The 19,500-nt window shown below is 53.7% G+C and carries 13 protein-coding genes and 1 tRNA gene; 6 read left to right on the top strand and 8 right to left on the bottom strand.

The genetic code is table 11. The annotated features are described in order from the left end of the window. Positions 1-115: 115 nt before the first annotated feature. The 8 genes from ABLV64_RS09630 to ABLV64_RS09595 form a co-directional block, all read right to left on the bottom strand. Entirely contained in the window at positions 116-1,426 is a 1,311-nt protein-coding gene (locus ABLV64_RS09630; protein WP_186998104.1) for an ABC transporter substrate-binding protein, read from the bottom strand. Next, a complete protein-coding gene (locus tag ABLV64_RS09625; RefSeq protein ID WP_017899880.1) occupies positions 1,419-2,492 on the bottom strand; it encodes an ABC transporter ATP-binding protein in 1,074 nt (357 codons plus the stop codon). Before ABLV64_RS09625 ends, ABLV64_RS09630 begins: the two co-directional genes overlap by 8 nt. A gap of 5 nt (positions 2,493-2,497) precedes the next feature. After that, the gene (locus ABLV64_RS09620; RefSeq protein ID WP_217325144.1) at positions 2,498-3,322 is read right to left on the bottom strand and encodes a phosphodiesterase; all 825 of its coding nucleotides are present in this window, start codon (positions 3,320-3,322) and stop codon (positions 2,498-2,500) included. Between the two features lie 10 nt (positions 3,323-3,332). Next, positions 3,333-4,220, bottom strand: a complete 888-nt coding sequence (locus ABLV64_RS09615) for an ABC transporter permease subunit (protein WP_004206543.1) — start codon at positions 4,218-4,220, stop codon at positions 3,333-3,335. Beyond that, entirely contained in the window at positions 4,210-5,094 is an 885-nt protein-coding gene (locus ABLV64_RS09610) for a sugar ABC transporter permease (RefSeq protein ID WP_004146807.1), read from the bottom strand. The genes ABLV64_RS09615 and ABLV64_RS09610 overlap by 11 nt, the downstream gene beginning before the upstream one ends. A gap of 130 nt (positions 5,095-5,224) precedes the next feature. Next, positions 5,225-6,244 (bottom strand): NAD(P)-dependent alcohol dehydrogenase, encoded by a 1,020-nt coding sequence (locus ABLV64_RS09605; RefSeq protein ID WP_004178400.1) that lies wholly within the window; start codon positions 6,242-6,244, stop codon positions 5,225-5,227. A 111-nt stretch (positions 6,245-6,355) separates the two neighbouring features. Beyond that, positions 6,356-7,825 (bottom strand): SulP family inorganic anion transporter, encoded by a 1,470-nt coding sequence (locus tag ABLV64_RS09600; protein ID WP_136084725.1) that lies wholly within the window; start codon positions 7,823-7,825, stop codon positions 6,356-6,358. After that, positions 7,822-8,502: a carbonic anhydrase gene (locus ABLV64_RS09595; protein WP_136084724.1), complete on the bottom strand. Its 681-nt coding sequence runs from the start codon at positions 8,500-8,502 to the stop codon at positions 7,822-7,824. The genes ABLV64_RS09600 and ABLV64_RS09595 overlap by 4 nt, the downstream gene beginning before the upstream one ends. 594 nt (positions 8,503-9,096) lie before the next feature. Here ABLV64_RS09595 and ABLV64_RS09590 point away from each other — a divergent pair. The 6 genes from ABLV64_RS09590 (at position 9,097) to ABLV64_RS09565 (ending at position 19,500) form a co-directional block, all read left to right on the top strand. Further along, positions 9,097-9,181: transfer RNA gene (locus tag ABLV64_RS09590), tRNA-Leu, on the top strand. Positions 9,182-9,380: 199 nt separating this feature from the next. Then, positions 9,381-10,646 (top strand): integrase arm-type DNA-binding domain-containing protein, encoded by a 1,266-nt coding sequence (locus tag ABLV64_RS09585; RefSeq protein ID WP_154064628.1) that lies wholly within the window; start codon positions 9,381-9,383, stop codon positions 10,644-10,646. 217 nt (positions 10,647-10,863) lie between these two features. Then, positions 10,864-12,513 carry a DNA phosphorothioation-dependent restriction protein DptF gene (gene dptF, locus ABLV64_RS09580; RefSeq protein WP_154064629.1) on the top strand — a complete coding sequence of 550 codons (1,650 nt, stop codon included), beginning with the start codon at positions 10,864-10,866 and terminating at the stop codon, positions 12,511-12,513. A 4-nt stretch (positions 12,514-12,517) separates the two neighbouring features. After that, entirely contained in the window at positions 12,518-13,840 is a 1,323-nt protein-coding gene (dptG, locus tag ABLV64_RS09575) for a DNA phosphorothioation-dependent restriction protein DptG (RefSeq protein WP_154064630.1), read from the top strand. Beyond that, on the top strand, positions 13,821-18,899 hold the full coding sequence (dptH, locus tag ABLV64_RS09570) for a DNA phosphorothioation-dependent restriction protein DptH (protein ID WP_154064631.1): 5,079 nt from the start codon (positions 13,821-13,823) through the stop codon (positions 18,897-18,899). The genes dptG and dptH overlap by 20 nt, the downstream gene beginning before the upstream one ends. Next, positions 18,871-19,500: a hypothetical protein gene (locus ABLV64_RS09565; RefSeq protein WP_154064632.1), complete on the top strand. Its 630-nt coding sequence runs from the start codon at positions 18,871-18,873 to the stop codon at positions 19,498-19,500. The genes dptH and ABLV64_RS09565 overlap by 29 nt, the downstream gene beginning before the upstream one ends.

The raw sequence follows: 19,500 nt of genomic DNA, 5'->3' as shown, positions 1-19,500 counted from the left end.
AACCACGGCGCCGGACAGTTCCCTCTCCCGGGCCCAGGGCTTAACCACAGCGCCGTACCGTCCCCTCTCCCTCAGGGAGAGGGCCAGGGTGAGGGTGACGATGACGGGTAAAGCGTCACTTCACTTCCGCCAGCGCGGTCTTATCCACATAAGGTTTCATCAGCGCGTCGGCTTCCTTCTGCGCCGCCTGCACCGCCGCTTCCGGCGTCACTTTGGCATCGTTAACCACCGCCGCCAGCTGGTTCTCCATCGCCTTACGTACCGCAACGGTCTCCCAGGTGGAGTACCACGGATGGGCGTACTTCAGCTGCTCAAGGGCGATCGCCGCCCGCGGATCCTGCTGCAGATAGGCCTTCATCTCTGGCGTATCGTATGACGCCTTGCGCGGCGAGAAGTAGCCGGTAAAGCGGCTCCACGCGCCGTTCACGTCGGGGCTCACCAGATAGGTCAGGAACTGATACGCCGCTTTCTTCTGCGCATCGCTGATGCCTTTAAAGCTCACCAGGCTGGCGCCGCCGATCGGCACCGCGCGCTGCTCTTTGGCCGGCAGCATCGCCACCCCAAGCTCAAAATCTTTGCTATTTTCGCGCATAAAGCCCAGCGCGCCGGTGCTGAGCATCGCCATCCCGAGCTTGCCGGAGAAGAAAGCAGCGCTGATCTGCTTCGAGTTCAGCACCCCGGACGGCATCACCTTGTCCTTGTAGATCAGATCCTGCCAGAAGCGCAGGGCGCCGATGGCGGTCGGCGAGTTGTAATAGACCTCGCCAGGATAGTCTTCGTTAAAGTATTTCCCGCCGTTGGCGCGTACCAGCGCCGAGAAGATCCAGCCGCCGTAGTCGTCGTTGGTCGACGGCAGCATGATCCCCCACTGGCCTTTGCTCTCGTCGGTCAGCTTTTTGGCATCAGCCAGCAGCTCGGCCCAGGTCTGCGGCGGCTGTTTGATCCCGGCCTGATCGAACATCGTCTTGTTGTAGTAGAGGATCGGCGTCGAGTTATGGAACGGGATCGCATAGGTGGTGCCCATCACCTGGGCGTTCTTATGCATCGCGGGCCAGAATTCCTTTTGCAGAAAATCGCCAGCCTTTTGATCGCCATATTTAAACAGCTCGTCCATCGGCAGGATCTCATCCTTCAGCGCCAGATCGGTGGTGAAGTTGGCGGACATGATCACCAGCGCCGGCGGCTGGCCGGCCTTCTGCGCCGATTCGGCTTTGATCTTGGTGGTGTCGTAGTTGCCAGTGAAGATGCCGCGCACTTCGACATCCTGCTGCGAGTCGTTGAATTGCTTAATGACGCGGGTCATCTCCATGGTCAGCTTGCCGTCCACCGGCGCCGGGAACATGAAGTCTATTTTCTCTTTTGCCAGCGCCGCGCCGCTCAGGGCAAGACTGAGGCCAACCGCGACTACCGTAAGAGGTTTAAACATGATTACACTCCATCAGTAAATTATGCTGGGTCTCAGCATGAAAAAGATGCACATCGGCAGGCGAGAAGCCGACCAGTAGCGACTCGCCTTTCTCCGGCACCGTGCCGCGGTGGCGGCGGCTAAAGCGCAGGGTGCCGATCGGGGTGCTGACGTGGAGCAGGTAGTCGGCTCCCATCAGTTCTCGTTGCAGAACGGTGGCCGGGAGGCGCAGATGGCCCTCCTCCACGCGGTCGGTAATATGTTCCGGGCGAACGCCCAGCCAGACGCGGGTCTGATCCCGGTGGCGCGGCGGCAGCGGATAGCGCTGTTCTCCCAACAGTACTTCACCATTGGCGCAGGGCAGCGACAGCAGGTTCATCGCCGGCGAACCGATAAACCCGGCGACGAACAGGTTGGCCGGGTTGGCGTACAGATACTCCGGGCGCCCGACCTGCTGTACGTGGCCGCCGTTCATCACCACGATGCGGTCGGCCATCGACATCGCCTCGGTCTGATCGTGGGTCACATAGATCGTGCTGGTTTTCAGCTGCTGGTGGAGGGCCATAATGCTGTCGCGCACTTCGCTGCGCAGGCGGGCGTCGAGGTTGGAGAGCGGCTCGTCCATCAGGAACAGCCGCGGATTGCGCACGATCGCCCGGGCCATCGCCACCCGCTGGCGCTGGCCGCCGGAGAGCTTCGCCGGTTTGCGGTCGAGCAGCGCCTCCAGCTGCAGCATCTGCGCCACTTTATCCACCCGTGGCTGCCAGCTGCTTTTCTCTTCCTTGCGCACTTTCATGCCGAAGGTGATGTTGTCGCGCACCGACAGATGCGGAAACAGGGCATAGTTCTGGAAGATCATCGCGAAGTTGCGCTCGCGCGGCGTGGCGGCGGTGATGTTCTCATCATGCAGCCAGATTTGGCCTTCGCTGACCGGCTCCAGGCCGGCGAGCAGGCGCAGCAGGGTGCTTTTCCCGCAGCCCGACGGGCCGACCAGCACCACGAATTCACCTTCGTGAATATCCAGCGACAGGGCGCTGAGCGCCGGTTTGCCGTCGAAACGTTTACTGATGTTTTGCAGACTGAGCATGGCGGTTAGCGCTCTTCCGTTGGGCAACTGATGTTTTCGTCGTACAGCCAGGGGCCGGCGTAGTGGGCCAGCGAGTGCTGGTAGCTCACCCACTGCTCGCCGACCTGGCGGTGCATCAGGCATGAAGCCGGGGAGAGGTCGTAATAGGGCCGGGTGTCTTCGTGGCAGTACGGCACCTGATGGACGGTACCAGGGATAGTGGAGATCAGCGCCTGGCGATACTGGGTCATGGTCAGGCTGTGGTTATGGCCGCAGAAGATGCGCGTCAGCGACGGGAAACGCTCCACCAGCGCCAGCAGACGGTGGCCGTTTTCGCAGGCGATCGGGTCCATCTGCGCATTGCCCAGCGGCAGAGGCGGGTGGTGCATAAAGATGGTCGCCGGTTTGTCGCCGCCCTCGAACAGCTGGGCTTCCAGCCAGCCGATGGTCTCGTCGGTCAGCCAGCCCTTCGAGGTGCCGGCGCGGCTGGAATCGATAAACAGCAGGCGGGTGGCGAAGTCATCCACCGCATAGCGCATATTTTGCGGATCGTTGCCCAGCTGCGGGCACAGCGGCTGAAGATGCTCCAGAAAATGGGCTTTGTCGTCGTGGTTGCCGGGGATCAGATACAGCGGATAGTTCAGGCTGCCGAGGATCTGGCGGGCCACCTGATACTCCTCCGGGCGGCCGCAGTTGACGATATCCCCGCTCACCACCACCGCGTCCGGGCGCTCGCGCAGCGCGTTAAGCTGCGAGACCACATCGGCGTTGGCGGCGTTGACGTCGATAAAGCCGTACAGCTTCTCGCCGCGGCTGCGGAAATGGGTATCGGAAATGTGTGCTAACAGCATGAATCACTCCTTATTTGATCCCGGAGAAGCCGAAGCTCCGCAGGAACTGTTTCTGAAAAAGAATGAACGCCAGCATCAGCGGCAGGCAGACCATCAGCGTCCCGGCGCCGATGGTGCCCCACTGGCCGCCGGATTCGGCGCCCATGGCGAAGGAGACCAGCCCGACGGTCAGTACCTGCTTGTCGGGATCGTTGAGCATCATCAGCGGCCACAGGTACTCGTTCCAGTGGTAGGTAATGCTGACGGTGGCGAAGGCCAGCACCGACGGCCAGGACATCGGCAGCAGCACGCGGAACAGCACCTGCCACCAGCGGCAGCCCTCCATCAGCGCCGCCTCCTCCAGCTCTTTCGGGATGGCGAGGAACGCCTGACGCATCAGGAACACGCCGAACGCCGAGGTGAAATAGGGCATCATCACCCCGGTGAGGGTGTTGAGCAGGCCGAAGGTTTTCAGGGTCAGCATGTTCGGCACCATCATCACCACCGGCATGATCATCAACTGCACCAGGAACAGAAGAAACAACGTCTGCTTGCCGCGAAACTCGTGGCAGGCGAAGACGTACCCGGCGGTGGTGATGGTCAACAGCTGCACGCAGAAGGTGCCGAAGGTGAAGATAAGGGTGTTGGCGTACAGGCTCAGCCAGTCGGCGCTGTTCCAGGCGTCGCGGAAGTTATCGAGGGTCAGCGGCAGGCGCGGCAGCAGCGAGGCCATATCTTCCCCGAAGGTGGTGGCGCTGAACGAGGTGGCCAGCATCCAGATAAACGGGCTGATCCACAGCAGCGCCAGGCAGCACATTAATACTGTAAGCGTAAAGGGCGACGAGCGGCGCAGGCGCAGCCACAGCGGACGCGCAGCGGCGGGTGTGCGGACCAGCAGCGGCGAGATGTCAGCGCTCATAGTGGGCTCCTTTCTCCAGCAGTTTCAGGTTAATCAGCGAGAAGGCGAACAGCCCGGCCAGGGTCAGGAAGGTGGCGGCGGAGGCTTTGCCAAGGTCGTGGGTATCCCAGGCGAGATTCTGAATGTAATAGAGCAGCACGGTGGTGGCGTTGTCCGGCCCGCCGCGGGTCATCACCGCCACGTGGTCGATCTGGGTGATGGAGTAGATCAGCGCGGTGGTGATCACAAAGCTCAGCGTCGGGCGCAGCAGCGGTAGCGTGACCTTAAAAAAGACCTGCGTGCGGGTAGCCCCTTCCATCAGCGCCGCTTCCCGCGTCGAGGCCGGAATGCTCTGCAGCCCGGCGAGGAAAAACAGCATGTAATAGCCGGCGAACTTCCACACGCCGATCAGCGCCAGGGCCAGCAGCGCGCTGTTGCTGCGCCCCAGCCAGTTGTTGTTCATCGGCCCGAACAGCTTCGCCAGATAGTGATCGAGCAGGCCGAGGCCGGGCATAAAGATAAACAGCCACAGCGCGGCGGCGCTGACCATCGGGATAATCATCGGGAAGAAAAAGGCGGTGCGCAGCCAGCGGTTGACGCGATGGTTCTCGCTCAGCGCCACCGCCAGCAGCAGGGCGAGGGTCACCCCGGGCACCACCGTCAGCAGGATATAGAGCAGGTTATTGCCCAGCGACTGCCAGAAGACGTTATCGGCAAACAGGCGGGCGAAGTTATCCAGCCCGACGTACTGTGCGCCGTCGCTGGCCATGCGGGTATCAAACAGGCTGTCATACACCGAACGCCCCAGCGGGAACCAGGTAAACAGCAGTAAAAACAGCAGGGAAGGCGACAGGATCAGCCAGGGAAGCCAGGTCTTTCTCATGGTGACGCGCATCTCGTTCAGCCATTTATCGAAGCCCGGATTGTGGGAAGCAATGACTACAGAGGCATGGCGGGGAGATGACGGTTTGATGAAGCGACGGGGAAAACGCCGGGCGAGCGGGCCGCCCGGCGGGAGAGAACCATCAGAAGTCGGCTTTCAGCACCGCGCGGTAGCGGGCTTTGCCTTCGCGAACGTGCTTCAGCGCTTCGTTAATCTGCGACATTGGGAACAGCTCGGTGGTCGGAGCCACTTTGCTGCGCCCGGCAAACTTCATCAGCGTGCGCAGTTCGGACGGGTTGCCGGTCGCCGAGCCGGAGATGCTGCGGTCGCCGCCGATAAGGGTAAAGGCCGGCACCGGGAACGGCTTCATCACCGCGCCGACGGTATGGAAGTTGCCGCCGTAAGCCAGGGCTTCGAAGTACGGCTGCCAGTCGAGATCCACCGCCACGGTGTTGATGATCAGGTCAAACTGACCGGCCAGCGCTTTTAAGGCTTCCGGATCGCGGCTGTTGACCACGCGATCGGCGCCCATCGCCAGTACTTCCTGCTCTTTGGCCGGGTTGGAGCTGAAGGCGGTCACTTCCGCGCCCATCGCCCGCAGCAGCTTAATGGCGATATGGCCGAGGCCGCCGATGCCGATCACCCCGACGCGGCTGGTGGCGGTGACGTGGTGGGTCAGCAGCGGTTTAAAGACGGTGATGCCGCCGCACAGCATCGGGCCGGCGGACGCCAGATCGATGCTCTCCGGCAGGGGGATCACCCACTGCCAGTCGGCGCGCAGCTTATTGGCGAAGCCGCCGCGGTTGAGAATGGTCGGCACCGAGCCTTCCAGACAGTTGATCTGGTTGCCGCTGATGCAGGCGTCGCAATGACCGCAGCTGCGCGCCGTCCAGCCGATGCCGACCTTCTGGCCAATCTTCAGCCCTTTATCCTGCGCCGCGCTGCCCAGCGCCGCCACCCGGCCAATCACCTCGTGACCGGCCACCAGCGGGTAGCTCGACATCCCCCATTCGTTGTCGATCATCGACAGGTCCGAATGGCAGATCCCGCAGTATTCCACCTCAACTTCAACATCTTCCGGCTGCAGCTCGCCGGCATCGTACTCCCACAGCGACAGATCGGCGCCCGCTTCTTTGGCGGCGTAGCTTTTAATGATGCTCATGTTCATTTCCTTGGGGTTGGCGTGATAACCCAGAAAGTGTAGAGCATGGTATTCCCCGGCGCTTGGCAATCGGAGGGGTCGCGAAGCGGGCGGACCAGCCGCCCGTTAAGGTCAGCGGCTGGCCAGCGGCCACTGATTAAGGCGGATGCCGCGCTGCGGGGCGCTCTCGGCAAAATCATTCAGCACTGCCCGCACGTCCGGGTCCAGATAGCCGACGCTGTCGTGCTCGACGATCACCACGCTCTTTTCCGGAATTTTCGCCAGCAGGGCCAGCAGATGCGGATTGTGCATAAAGGTCAGATTCTGCTGGATGCGTAGCACGTAGTGGTCATCGTAGCGCGCCAGCTGCAGCGAGTGGCGATGGCTGCGCCAGAGGCTGAACGCCATCTGGGTGGCAAGACCAATCCCGATCCCCGCCAGCATGCCGAAGGCGATAATCCCGCCGATGGTGGCGAGGAACGGGACGTACTGCGCCGCCCCCTGGCGGAATTGCTCGATGAACAGCCGCGGCGTCGCCAGCTTATAGCCGGTATACAACAGCACGGCGGCGAGGCTGGCGAGCGGGATCAGGGTCAGCAGACCGCTGAACCACAGGCCGCAGATCAACAGCAGCACGCCGTGGATAAAGATCGACAGTTTGCTCTGCGCGCCGTTGCTAACGTTCACCGAGCTGCGGACGATGACCGCGGTGATTGGCATCGCCCCCAGCACGCCGGAGAGCAGATTGCCCACGCCCTGGGCGACCATTTCACGGTTCGGCGAAGGCGGCGGATTTTGCGGGCGCAGCTTTTTCAGCGCCTCCTGGCTGAGCAGGGTTTCGAGGCTGGCGACCAGCGCCAGGGTCACCGCCACCACCCACACCGACGGATTGCGCCACGCGCTCCACGCCGGAGACTCCAGCTCGCCCAGCAGCTCGCCGAGGCTGCCGAACGCCGGCAGGGTAATACGCGGCAGGGCGGCCAGCTGCTGCGGCGCAAAATGGGTCAGCAGCAGGGTGGTCACGCAGCCGAGCAGGACGGCGATCAGCGGCCCGGGGATCCAGCGCAGGCTCTTCACCCGGCGGATAAGCGGCGAGCCCCACAGCCAAAGCACCAGAAGGCCGCCCGCGGCGACGGCAATCGCAGTGACGGAGAAAGCAGCATTGCCCTGAACCACATCGGCAAGCCCGGTCTCTTCCGCCGTGCCGAGCGCGACGGGGATTTGCTGCATAATCAGCAGGATGCCGATCGCCGCCAGCATGCCTTTGATGACGCTGGCGGGAACGAGGGAGATAAAGCGCCCGGCCCGCAGAATGCCGAACAGCAGCTGCAGCACGCCGGCCAGCACCAGCGCCATCAGGAAGAGGGAGAAGGAACCCAGGGATTCAATGGCGGCGACGACGATGGTGACCAGTCCGGCGGCGGGGCCGCTGACGGCGAAGCGGGAGGGGCTGAGGGCGGTGACGACCAGGCCGCCGATGATGCCGGTCAGCAGGCCGACGAAGGGCGGTAAGCCGCTGGCCTGGGCGATGCCGAGGCACAGCGGCAGGGCGACAAGGAAGACGACGATGCCGGCGAGAGAGTCCTGACGAAGCGTGTTCATGGGGCGTGCTCCTGCGGTGAGAGGTGTTCAACGAGGGTGGTTAAATGGCCGGAAGCCAGATCGTAGACGCAGCCGTGCAGGCTGAGCGGCCGCCCGCTGGCGAGCACCGTCTGCACCGGCTCACTCTCCAGCAGACGGGCGAACTGGGCGCGAACGTTGGCTTCCACCAGGGCATCAAGGGCACGGCGAGAGGGCTCCGCGTCGGAACTGGCGCTGGCACTGGCGGCCGGGGAGGCCGCAACACCACACCCATCGGCGATCTGCGCAATTTCGTGATGCAGGGTGTGGCGCAGCTGGCCGATGCGGCGAGCCAGCGCCGAGGATTCCTGCGCCAGCGGCAGGGTGGGCAGAGAGAGCGCCGCCTGCACGCCGCCGCAGCCGTAGTGGCCGCAGAGCACCACCCGCTCCACCTCAAGGTAGTGGAGGGCATATTGCAGGACGCTCATGACGTTGTCGTCGGCGGGGTCGAGCATATTGGCGATATTGCGGTGGACAAAAAGCTCGCCGGGCTGGCTGCCGGTGAGCACCTCGGCGGGAACGCGGCTGTCGGAGCAGCCGATCCACAGCGAGTGGGGCCGCTGCCCGTCGACCCATTTTTCGAAATAGTCCGGGTCATGCTGACACTTTTGCAGCGCCCAGCTGCGGTTGCGGGCCAGCAAAGGTTTTAACGTCGTCACAAGTATTCTCCTGAGTTAATTCATCGAGTGAATATGTCCATCAAGACTCGTACAGCGACTAGTAAAAATAGTGTTTACCGGAACCCTTCACGCCTGAGGAAAATCCTGGAATAAACGGCAAAAAGAAAACTTTTCATTAATGTAAAGTTATAAAAATATTGATGAAATTAATATTTTGCTGCGAGGCGGATGAATAACTAAAAGGCATTGGCTAAAACTTTCTGGAATATATGGGAATGGTGGTGGGTGGGGTTAGGGGGAATAGTTGGGGAGTGGATATTGGGGGATTTGTTTGGGGGGAGATGGATTGTTATAGGGGTGCAGGTGAGAGTGAGGTGAGAAAAATTTGAGATAAGTTTGAGTGGGGTTTGGGAGTGCTGGGGTAGAAGGGGGATGGCTGGCAGGTGGAGTTGGGGGCGCGGGGTTGTGAGAGGAGGGGGGCTGGTGGCCGTCGCGGTATAGAACGGCGGCAAAAGGTGACGCCGCGCAGGATAGCGCTGTTTTTTTCAACACTTAGCGCAATGACGACACGCTGTCGCTTGCATGGCCGCCGCCGACAGGTATAATCCAGAACGTTTCCGCATCCCCTTCAGTGCCGAAGTGGCGAAATCGGTAGACGCAGTTGATTCAAAATCAACCGTAGAAATACGTGCCGGTTCGAGTCCGGCCTTCGGCACCATCGGAACATCAATAGACGTCAACGGACGTCTTTTTTTGTGTCTGAAATCCCCGCCATACAAGGCCTTCCGCGATTTTTCTTTCAACGGAAGTCAATCTGAGTCAACCCACATCTAGTCGCTTGTGAGTATAGAACCGAGTATATATGCTGGTTCGATAATGGTTGTATACTCACGGTGGCTCATGGAAGGAGAACTTTTATGGCTCTGACAGATATCAAAGTGCGTTCTGCAAAACCGCAGGAAAAGGAGTACACCCTTGTCGATGGGGATGGCATGTTTTTGCTTATTCACCCTAACGGCTCAAAATACTGGCGGTTCCGCTTTCGCTTTGGTGGTAAGCAGCACCTGATCGCATTTGGTGTTTATCCTGAAACATCGTTAGCCGAGGCGAGGCAGAAGAGGGAAGAGGCTAGGAGGCTTGTTGCTGCAGGTATCGATCCCCGTCAACACAAACGTGCAGTGAAAGAAGAGCAGGCGAAAGAGGCGATCACTTTTGAGTCTGTGGCGAGAGAGTGGCATGCCGCTAACAAGAAGTGGTCAGAGGATCACAGTCGACGCGTACTGAAGAGTCTGGAAGACAATCTGTTCCCTACAATAGGCAAGTGTAGTATTGAAGAGCTAAAAACTCGCGATCTGCTTGCACCCATTAAAGTTGTAGAAGCAACTGGCCGCCTTGAAGTTGCTTCTCGTCTTCAGCAACGGACAACTGCCATCATGAGGTATGCCGTTCAAAGTGGCCTCATTGATTACAACCCAGCCCAGGAAATGGCTGGTGCAGTTGCTTCCAGTAATCGTGTCCATCGCCCTGCACTTGAGCTGAAACGCATACCTGAATTGCTCCACCGAATTGACGGTTACACGGGACGCCCTTTGACCCGCTTGGCTGTTGAGCTTACATTGTTAATCTTCATTCGTTCCAGTGAATTGCGCTTTGCGCGTTGGTCTGAAATCGATTTTGAAACGGCAATGTGGACAATACCGGCTGAACGAGAAGCTATTGAAGGAGTGAAGAATTCACAGCGTGGCTCGAAAATGCGTACGCCTCATTTAGTGCCGCTGTCTCGCCAGGCATTAGAAATTCTGAAACAGGTTCACAAGCTTAGTGGTGAGCGTGATTTTGTTTTCGTTGGCGATCATAACCCTCGTAAACCGATGAGTGAAAACACGGTGAATAAGGCGCTGCGTGTTATGGGATATGACACTAAGGTGGAGGTTTGTGGGCATGGCTTCAGGACTATGGCATGTAGCTCGTTGATTGAGTCAGGGCTGTGGTCAAGGGATGCTGTAGAGCGGCAAATGAGCCATATAGAACGTAACTCAGTACGTGCGGCTTACATTCATAAAGCAGAGCATCTGGATGAACGCAAACTGATGCTGCAATGGTGGGCTGACTTTCTGGATGGGAATCGGGAGAGAGGGATTACTCCGTTTGACTATGCAAAAGTCAATCGGGGTAATATGTAGTGTATGTGTTTAATTAATATACAACCAATCAACCAGCTTCCAAAGTGAAGCTGGTTGATGGATGGACTTGACCCGGCATCTCTGGATGTGTTTCGTGGACGGACAGGAAAATATACAATTTTGAAAATGCTCGTAATGAATGTGTCAAAGAGCCTATAGATATCAGTGGGTAGCTTTTATAGAATAGGTGTATTCCTACTTTAGAGAACATGAAGTTATGAGCGCAATCACATTACGTAAAGCGTTGGGTGTACTTGCGAAGTCATCTTCGTTTTCCGTCACCACCGTGACACACCGTCAGAAAGATGAGTTCGATCAGTTAAAGGAACAACTCTTTGTTAAACAAGAAATTGAAACTGAATTACAACGCTATCTGGATGTTGCTAAACCCGGTGAAATCATTTTTTTGTGCGGTAGTAGCGGTGACGGAAAGTCCGAAATTTTAACCCGCTGTCAGTCAGATCCGCGTTATCAGCGGCGATTTATTTTCCATCTGGATGCCACTCATAGCTTTGCCCCTCGACAATCAGCCATTGATGCTTTGAATGAGTTATTTACTAATCATCAGCAGCAGTCATCTCCATTGCTCATTGGCATCAACACCGGAATGCTTGCTAACTTTGCCCGAGAAGGTGATGAATGCCATGAGGTGCTCCGGTCTGCAATTGACTCATTTTTATCAGGGCAGCAGGATGCAAGCCGTCCTTACCGTATCGAAAATTGTTCTTTTTTTGATTTTGAACACTATCCTAAATTCCAGTTTAACGAAAATAAAAACTATTCATCATTTATTAAAGCCTTATTAGATAACTTAACTCGTGACGATGATAACAATTTATTTCAGTTTATCTTTCGGCGCGATGAGTTAATTAATCCAGATCTAAAAGAGGTCGCAAACTTTAAATTGCTTTGCATGCCTGGAGTGCAGAATGTATTAATTACGCAGCTCTTTAAAGCGCGGTTGATTAAAGACCAGTTTGTCACGACCCGAACGCTGCTGGACTTTCTGCATCATCTGTTGATGGGGCCTGGCTACTTATTTGATAATCTCTTCATCGGTGCAGAAAATGATCTGATTAAAAAAGTTTCCGATTTTGATCCCGCCAGATTGCACACCTATGAACTTGATCAGTTTGTTTTGCGCTATGAACTGGGACTGGTTGACGCTGATCTCGATGATTTTTTAGCCGCACTTGAGCCGTTGCACATTAAGTTTGATCGCCAGAGCGTTAAGCCCGGTGACGCAACCTCCTTGATCCGGCTTTTCTGGCTGTTGCAGCACGAGTCGTTGGGTAATGATTATCATCGGAGATTTTCCGCGTTCTTTAACGAATCGTTGTTTGAACGTTACTCAGAAATCTGGCATTTGCATAGAAATTACACAGCAGATCCGGAGCAAAAAAGATCACTGAATCGCTTCTATGCTTTTGAGCTTATCGCGGGTATCCAGCGCTATGCTAACCGCAAAGCACCTGAATTAAGTATGCAAAAAGAAGAGTTCTTTTTGGGTGAGTTTGGTGGGGTAAAAATAACCGCACCGGTAGAGGTGAAGCCTGATTGGGATGCTATCCGTAATAAACATACGGCTCATCCAACTGGCTTCGATGTCTATTTAAAGGTGGGGCGAAATCCACTGCCTCATATCCATATCGGGCTTAATTTGTTCGAATTACTGGACAAGTTGAATAATGGCTATCGTCCGAATAAATACGATAAAAATGCCATCGTGTTACTGGATGAAATTGTTGAGTTGATCGCGGAGCAGGCTAAATCCAGCAGCGAAATCAAATTTTATGATGGCAGACAACGGGTTTATCGTGCAAAGGCGGATGACGATATGATCACTATTAGCGGTATGGAGGGTTAGCAGAATGTACCCTATCGCAAACGAGTTAAAAGTGGGTAACAATCAACTGGATAGTTACCTGCCTGTGCGCAATAAAAATAACGATATTAGCTGGCAATTCGTCACCGGTCTGGTCCTTAGCTACGCCCTGAAACGCAAAATCGAAGCTTACGATCCCGAACAATTCCGTGAAGATTGTAAAACACATCTGCAGGAGCTGCTTGATGAGCCTGCATTCTGGTCCGTGCTAGAACGGATGTATTTTTCCAGTCAGGATATTTTCCGTGTCTCCCCACTTTTTTTACTGTTCCACGCCCAGTTTAATGGTGAAAAAATAAGTGCCGGTTCAACGGCAGATAAACGACTTGGCACGCTATTTGCCAATTTGATGGGAGATTTCAGCCTCCGTTATCCCATACAGGACAGACTGAACTTCATCGAGCAGCAAATGCTGAATAAGCTCAATGAAAAAATAAAGCTGTTGGGGAAAGGACCGTTTGCCGAAGAGCAACCGTATCTCCCGTATATGGTAACGTGTTTTCAGTCTGATCTGGCATTTCTGGCAGAACATCCGCAGTACCTTTTACAGGAATTGACCAACACCCTACGTTTGTACGCTTTTAGCTGGTGCGCTCAACTGGCTCTCAATCTGGACAACTGGCAGGATGGCGAACCACAAAGCAAATCACTGTTTTTTATTCTTGATAGCGAAAAAGCCAGCTCCGAACGGGAAAAGGTGAAACGTTATGGTTATAAGCTGTTCGCTAGCCAGAGCGAAAAACTGTTCCCGGTTCTCTCTGCACTTGAGGTTTTGCAGTGGGGAAAAGGACAGAAAAAGCGTCCGTTATGGCAGATTTATCAAGATACTCTGAATGATTCAGACTCATCTGCCCGAGTACTTAATGACCTTAACGTTTATTTGCAGGATTTTATTGTGGATCGAGGCCTCCCGCTTCGTGAACGCGCAACAAACCTGGAAAATGCCTTCAAACAGCTCTTAGCCGTTGCCGTAGAGCAGTTTCAGGGTAAAAAAACTGACCGCGCCACGGTCAATCGTAAATACGTTAACGAGTTGGAAAACCAAATTTGCACTGACTTCATTCAGGTCCGTGGTCGGGCAGGAAAAGTGCTGGTGCTGAATCAGGATCGTCTTCTGTTACTGACCAATCTCACTGTGGGCAAAAATGACAAACTCCGCCTGCATGAACTGCTGCGTGGTTTTGAACAGCGCGGTTTTTATCTTGACAACCAGTCGGCGCAAATGCTGGTGGCGTTTTATGAACGCATGGGAAATGTAGAGCGAATGAGTGATAGTGGAGACGCCGTGTATGTCCGTAAAACAGTATGAAACCTATCTGGCAGAAACCTTTATTGAATGGGTAGGTGGCATCATTCAGCCTGGCGAGCGCTACCAGTTCAAATCTCCCGATCCCGATAATGCCCTAAAACTCTGGGAAGCATTCGTCTCTCTGGCGAACGGCAATCGGCTGGAAATTGCGTCAGGGCAATGTATTGATTGCCTCCCCTGCAATGGTGTTCAGCTTATTCCTGTACTGCATGGTGCTGAGGCTCCAGCATTCACAGAAAACTACATTTCTCATTTGCGCGATGAAGTTGCAGGGCGCAGCGGCATTTTTGCCCAAACAGCGCTGTTGATTATTCACAACAGTATGCTCGATACCCTGATTAACAGCACGAAAGACGTCGCGGCACCGGATGCTATCTGGTACCCACAAACTTTCAGTCATCAACTGGAAAAGCTCATTACCACTGATAGTAACCGTTCGGAATTGTCCCGTTGTTTGCTGGAGGATCAACTGGCGACGGTACTGGATGAAGGCGCGACGGTATTTGGTTTTTCGTCGCTGTATCGCTTGCTGGATGATGGCAATCTGGATTTCTCCGAGCTTCATCTGTTTAAAGATGATGAACTACTGAACTATACCCAGAAGCAGCTACGCACCCGACTGAATGAAAACCGGAAATTATATCGCCAGATAGAAGATAGTGTTGAACGCTACAGTGGACAGCTGGAGAATGTGCTGCCTGAGTTTAGTTCAAAATTCATTCAGGAGCATTTTTACGATAAAGATGACTGGCGTGAGCTCGATTTTTCCGACTACAGGAAAGAGAAAGAACAGAATAGCGAACAAAAACTGGTGCTGGAAAACGTCTCCGTCGAAAACGGCGAGGTTTGGCAACGGGCGAAAAGCGCCAGTAAGGCAGGCAAACGAGACATCAGCCTGCTGGTGCAGGTGCAGCCAGGGCAATCAAAGGCTGAGCTGGAATTCAGTTTCCAAGGTAATGATCTTCAGGATAACCAGATAAAGATTGCCCATAATCGCCAGTTAAAGAATGCATCTTTCTGGCGCACCAGCCGGGCGGGCGGCAAGACTTCCCGCATTATGGCGTCGGTGCCTTTTGACGGGTATCCCTGCTTCTTTAGTCTCGAACTGACCAACCGCAATAATTCAGCCGAAGAGTATAAATTTCGCCTGTTGTTGGTCGAACAAGGACAATTCTGGCTAAACGATATTCAGCACTGCTACCGCGTTGAGCCAGGTAAAGATCAAATAACCCTGCAACTGGAAGATAACACGCTACGTATTGCCGAGTCTGGCAACTTGATATGTACGTTGGATGACGGGAGCGAAGACATCGACTGCCAGCATTATGCTCTGGTGAATTTTGAGACGCTGGCAAATCAAAGTGACCTGGTTCAGTTTGCGCTCGTTTCCGGTGATTCCCGTCTGTCGTTTAACATCGAGGGGCCGGGAGCAGAAGAAGGGCTAACGTTGCCGTTGCTTTTTGACCAAAGTCGTTTCAATAAGTTGTTCAAAGAAGAGGGTAATGCAACCTGGAACCGACTAAAAGGGCGCATCATACTCGATAATACTGAACACAAGGTCGTCGGTGTACGCCAGCAGTTGTTGATACTGGAAGCCTCATTAATTGAACAACGTCTGCTAGGTACGGGAAGTGACGATAGTGAGTTTGCGCTGGATGAACTTCTTGCCAGCTACCCCGATCTCCATAACGCCTATGAGCAGTTATTTGCCTACTATCATCGTCGTAACACCCTACCGAGTCTGGTGTCGTGGTCAGCAGAATATCGCACACTGGTCAGCTACATTGTTACTACGTTTGAACAGTCACTCCAGCAAATCGGCCTGAGCAGAGCGCTGACAGCGCAGGAGAAACGTCTTCTCCATCTGGGGATCTGCCGCAATGATAGCCATGAGCGTCTCTCACCACTGCACCCATTAGTGCTGGCCTACCATCTACAACTGGCAGAAGCTATCGTTGCGGAGTCGGAACAGAACGATTCGGCTTCATTTGCCACACTACCGCCGATCACTCTCGATCGCCTGATAGTTTCCGGATTAATGCCGTTTGTTTACCACAGTGAGCATGAATACGCGCAACTACAGCCGGTGGAAGAAAACCGCTTCTGGATTGACGCAGTTCCCCAGCGGCAGGTCAGCCATGACTACGTTAAACGTCTGGTAAAAGACAAACTCAATGAGTTCACGGACGCTTACGCCCGGTTGTTCCAGAGCGCTGAAAACAGTGCGTTGATTATCAATGCCATTAATCAAGGGAATGCCAAAGAACTGTTTCTGGGATTAGTAGAATATTTTAAGCAAGAAAAAGAGCACGCTATTTCGGTGCATGTGAACTGTTACGATGAACGTTTGCTACCCAATATGTTCGATCACTTTGCCGAAAGTGGTAGCTACGAGCAGCTTAAAAACGATCTCGATCTGAACAGCGGCGTATGGCGGGCAGAAGCCGATATGCTGATTGACCTGCTGCGTAGCCGGTTAACGTTCAGCAAGTTTGTCCTGCCGTCAGAAAGCGACAAGCTGGCCTATGCGCATCTGGCATTTTTCACCAATACAGCACCTGTGGATTGCCGCCAGATCCGCATTGAAGATGCATCCAGCGGGGTATTGTGTCATGGGTTGATCGCTGGGGAAGGTGCCGAAACGCAGGGGGATGCTTACTTTACCGCCTTTGGACTGCGAGATGTGGATACTGAGTCTTATTGCGCCCTGCGTCTTGCCAGACTAATCGGCTGCCTGTGGCAACCCGCACGTCAAAGCAACAGCCAGTATCATGGACAAGGGATCGGCCTGGCCGTGAGCGGTAATTTTAAACAGCTGCTCAATTACTCCTACAACAGTGCGCTCTGGACCACCATCATTGATCCAAAAGTCACCCTCGACTTTTTCACCAGTCAGAAAGATGTGGTGCTTATCCACTATTCTGACCAGTACACCAGTTGCGCAGGCTACGATGCCGTCACCGTCACGAAGCAGGTTGATTTGTTCCTGCGGTTGCTCCAGACAGGAAGTCAGTCAGGGCAACCTGCTGTTGATAGTCAGCATTTGCTGGCTGAATTTAATGCCTTTAACGGTGAATGGCTGCTGAAAATGCTACGCTCCAGTGAAAGGGAGCGTAAAGAGAAACACGGCATTATAGGCGCGTACAAATTTGTGCAATCCATGCTGCACCAGTCCGATATTTGCTGGATTCCGCTATCGGTGGCCGAAATGATCCGCGTGTCCGGCAATGTCGGGCTGAAAATGAAAGAGACTGATTTATCGAGAAATTTACAGGGTTATCGTAAAGGTGCCATCTCTGATGATGTACTCTTTGTGGGATTCAAAGAAGACCGCCTCTATCTGTTGCCGCTGGAAGTTAAAACCGGGGCGCGACCGGACTACAGCTATGCAGGCCAACAGGCTCGTGAGTTGAAACGCTACTTACAGCAGGACATTTTGGAACCACAGACGCTGGCATCACAGCTGTACCGGGCGCTCTTTATACGTCAGGTGCTGATGCAGGTGGAGAAACTGCGCCTGTATGGAGTGCTGGACAGCGACAAACTGGCTCCCTTGCTGGATCGACGCGAATGGTGGTTAACGGGTGACTATCAGTTAGGTGAGTTGACCGACTATGCGAACGGCTTCGTCGTGGCTCATGTAGACAGTGGAACTTGCTTCGATCTTTCTTATAAAGAGACAACTGAGAATATTTTACAGATCGAAATCCCTTATTCACTGCTGCCTTCGCTGATTGCTTCGCAGGGGGATGAACCACCGTTGGCGGAACGATACCGGGTGCCGGAAAAATATCGGCTTAAGCCAGAGTGTGATGCCAGCTCGTCACAACGCGAAGTCGTAGTAGAAGTAGCAATGCCGACTGCTGCACAGTCAATTTCAGAACCAGAGTCGTTACAGCCTGCTGTTCCGGTGGTGACACCTGATATTAGCGATACTCCATTACAGATCCTGTTTGGTCATGATGCAGTGCGTCAGAGCCCGTTACATTGGGAGCCAACCAACACCGCCAAGTTCATGAATACCAATACCGGCATTATTGGAACGATGGGCACCGGTAAAACCCAGTTTACTAAATCGCTGGTCACACAACTGATACGCAATCAGTCCTTTAACGTTGATGGTAAACCAATCGGCCTGCTGATCTTCGACTATAAGTCGGACTATGTAGATGATGCTTTCTTAGATGCAACGGGGGCGAAAAAGTACAAGCTATTTAAGCTGCCTTATAATCCATTATCTCTGTTTGGCGATACGCCAATGCTACCTATCCATACCGCTGGTGGATTATCTGAAACGATGGCGAAAGCCTATGGCCTGGGCCATAAGCAGCAGCTTAAATTAGAAAATCTGATTTTAGAATGCTACGAAGCTGCGGGGATTTCACCAGAGGACTCAACAACATGGTCAAGAACCGCGCCAACGATTGAAGATGTATGGCAGCGCTTCCTTGATCAGGAAAAGGTTGAAGAAGATTCGCTTTACGCAGCGCTTTCTAAGCTGGCGCGTTACAAGATATTCGAAACCATCCCGGAGAAGATGACCAGCTTGTACGAATTGATTGACGGCGTCACCGTGATTGAACTGGCTGGCTACCCGCCAGAAGTGCAAAACCTGGTGGTTGCGCTCACGCTGGATCTGTTTTACGCGCAGATGCAAAAGCGCGGTAAACCGGTGGTGCGGGGGGATTATCGTCAGCTCACCAAAATGATTCTGGTGGACGAAGCCGATAACTTTATGCGTCAGGATTTTTCCAGTCTGCGCAAGATCCTAAAAGAAGGCCGTGAGTATGGTGTTGGAGCGATCCTGTCAACGCAGGAGATTACTCACTTTAAGACTGGGGAAAATAATTATGCCTCCTATATTTTAACTTGGGTGATCCATCGAGTATCCGAGATTAAGAATGCTGATATCAAGGCTGTATTTAACGTTGATGATAAGAGCGAGCAGGAATCCTTGATGGGGAATATTCGCCAGCTTGAAAAGCATTTTAGCCTGTATGTGGATGGGGATAAGCAGGTCAAAAAGATGCGTGATCGAGCGTTTTGGGAGCTTATATAATGTTAATTTACTCTACAATTTTTATTCAAATAAAAATGATGGGTTTTCTAATCTATCGAGGGCTATTGTCATGCCTAAAATAAGAGATAACCAATGGAGAAATGCCTTTGATGAGCTTTTTAATAGGCTTGGAAATGCTTTCAAAAGCATTCTTTTTATCTCATTTTTTGTTGGTGGTGTGGTTTTTATTGGTGGCGTGGGAATCTGGTTCCCATATATTTTGGCTACTAATGCGGGTGATGAGCATGTTTCTTTTCTTGAAAGTATAAATGTTTTCACATATTCATTCGCAATATTAGGAACCCTATGTCTAGATATAATACTAAGCAATAAAAAATCACGTGATCTCTTGGGGTTAGGTGTCCTAACTGGAATGCTTGCATTAGCTCTAAGCATTCTAGGGTACATGGGAACAAAAACAGGTAGCTCATGGCTTGTAAATATTGGTGCATTATTGACTTTGGTTATTTATATTTTTGCCACTGTAAATGATGATAAATTTGACAATAATGAAAAAAGTTCTGAAGACAAATCACCAGGGTCTACAGGGTATGCTACTGCAGAAGTTGCTAAAATTATTGATGGTGGAAATAATGAATAG

Source organism: Klebsiella sp. JB_Kp031, from assembly GCF_040064295.1.
Taxonomy (GTDB): Bacteria; Pseudomonadota; Gammaproteobacteria; order Enterobacterales; family Enterobacteriaceae; genus Klebsiella; species Klebsiella quasipneumoniae.
Note: the sequence above shows the minus strand (reverse complement) of the source record. Positions and strands in the feature narration are given on the sequence as shown.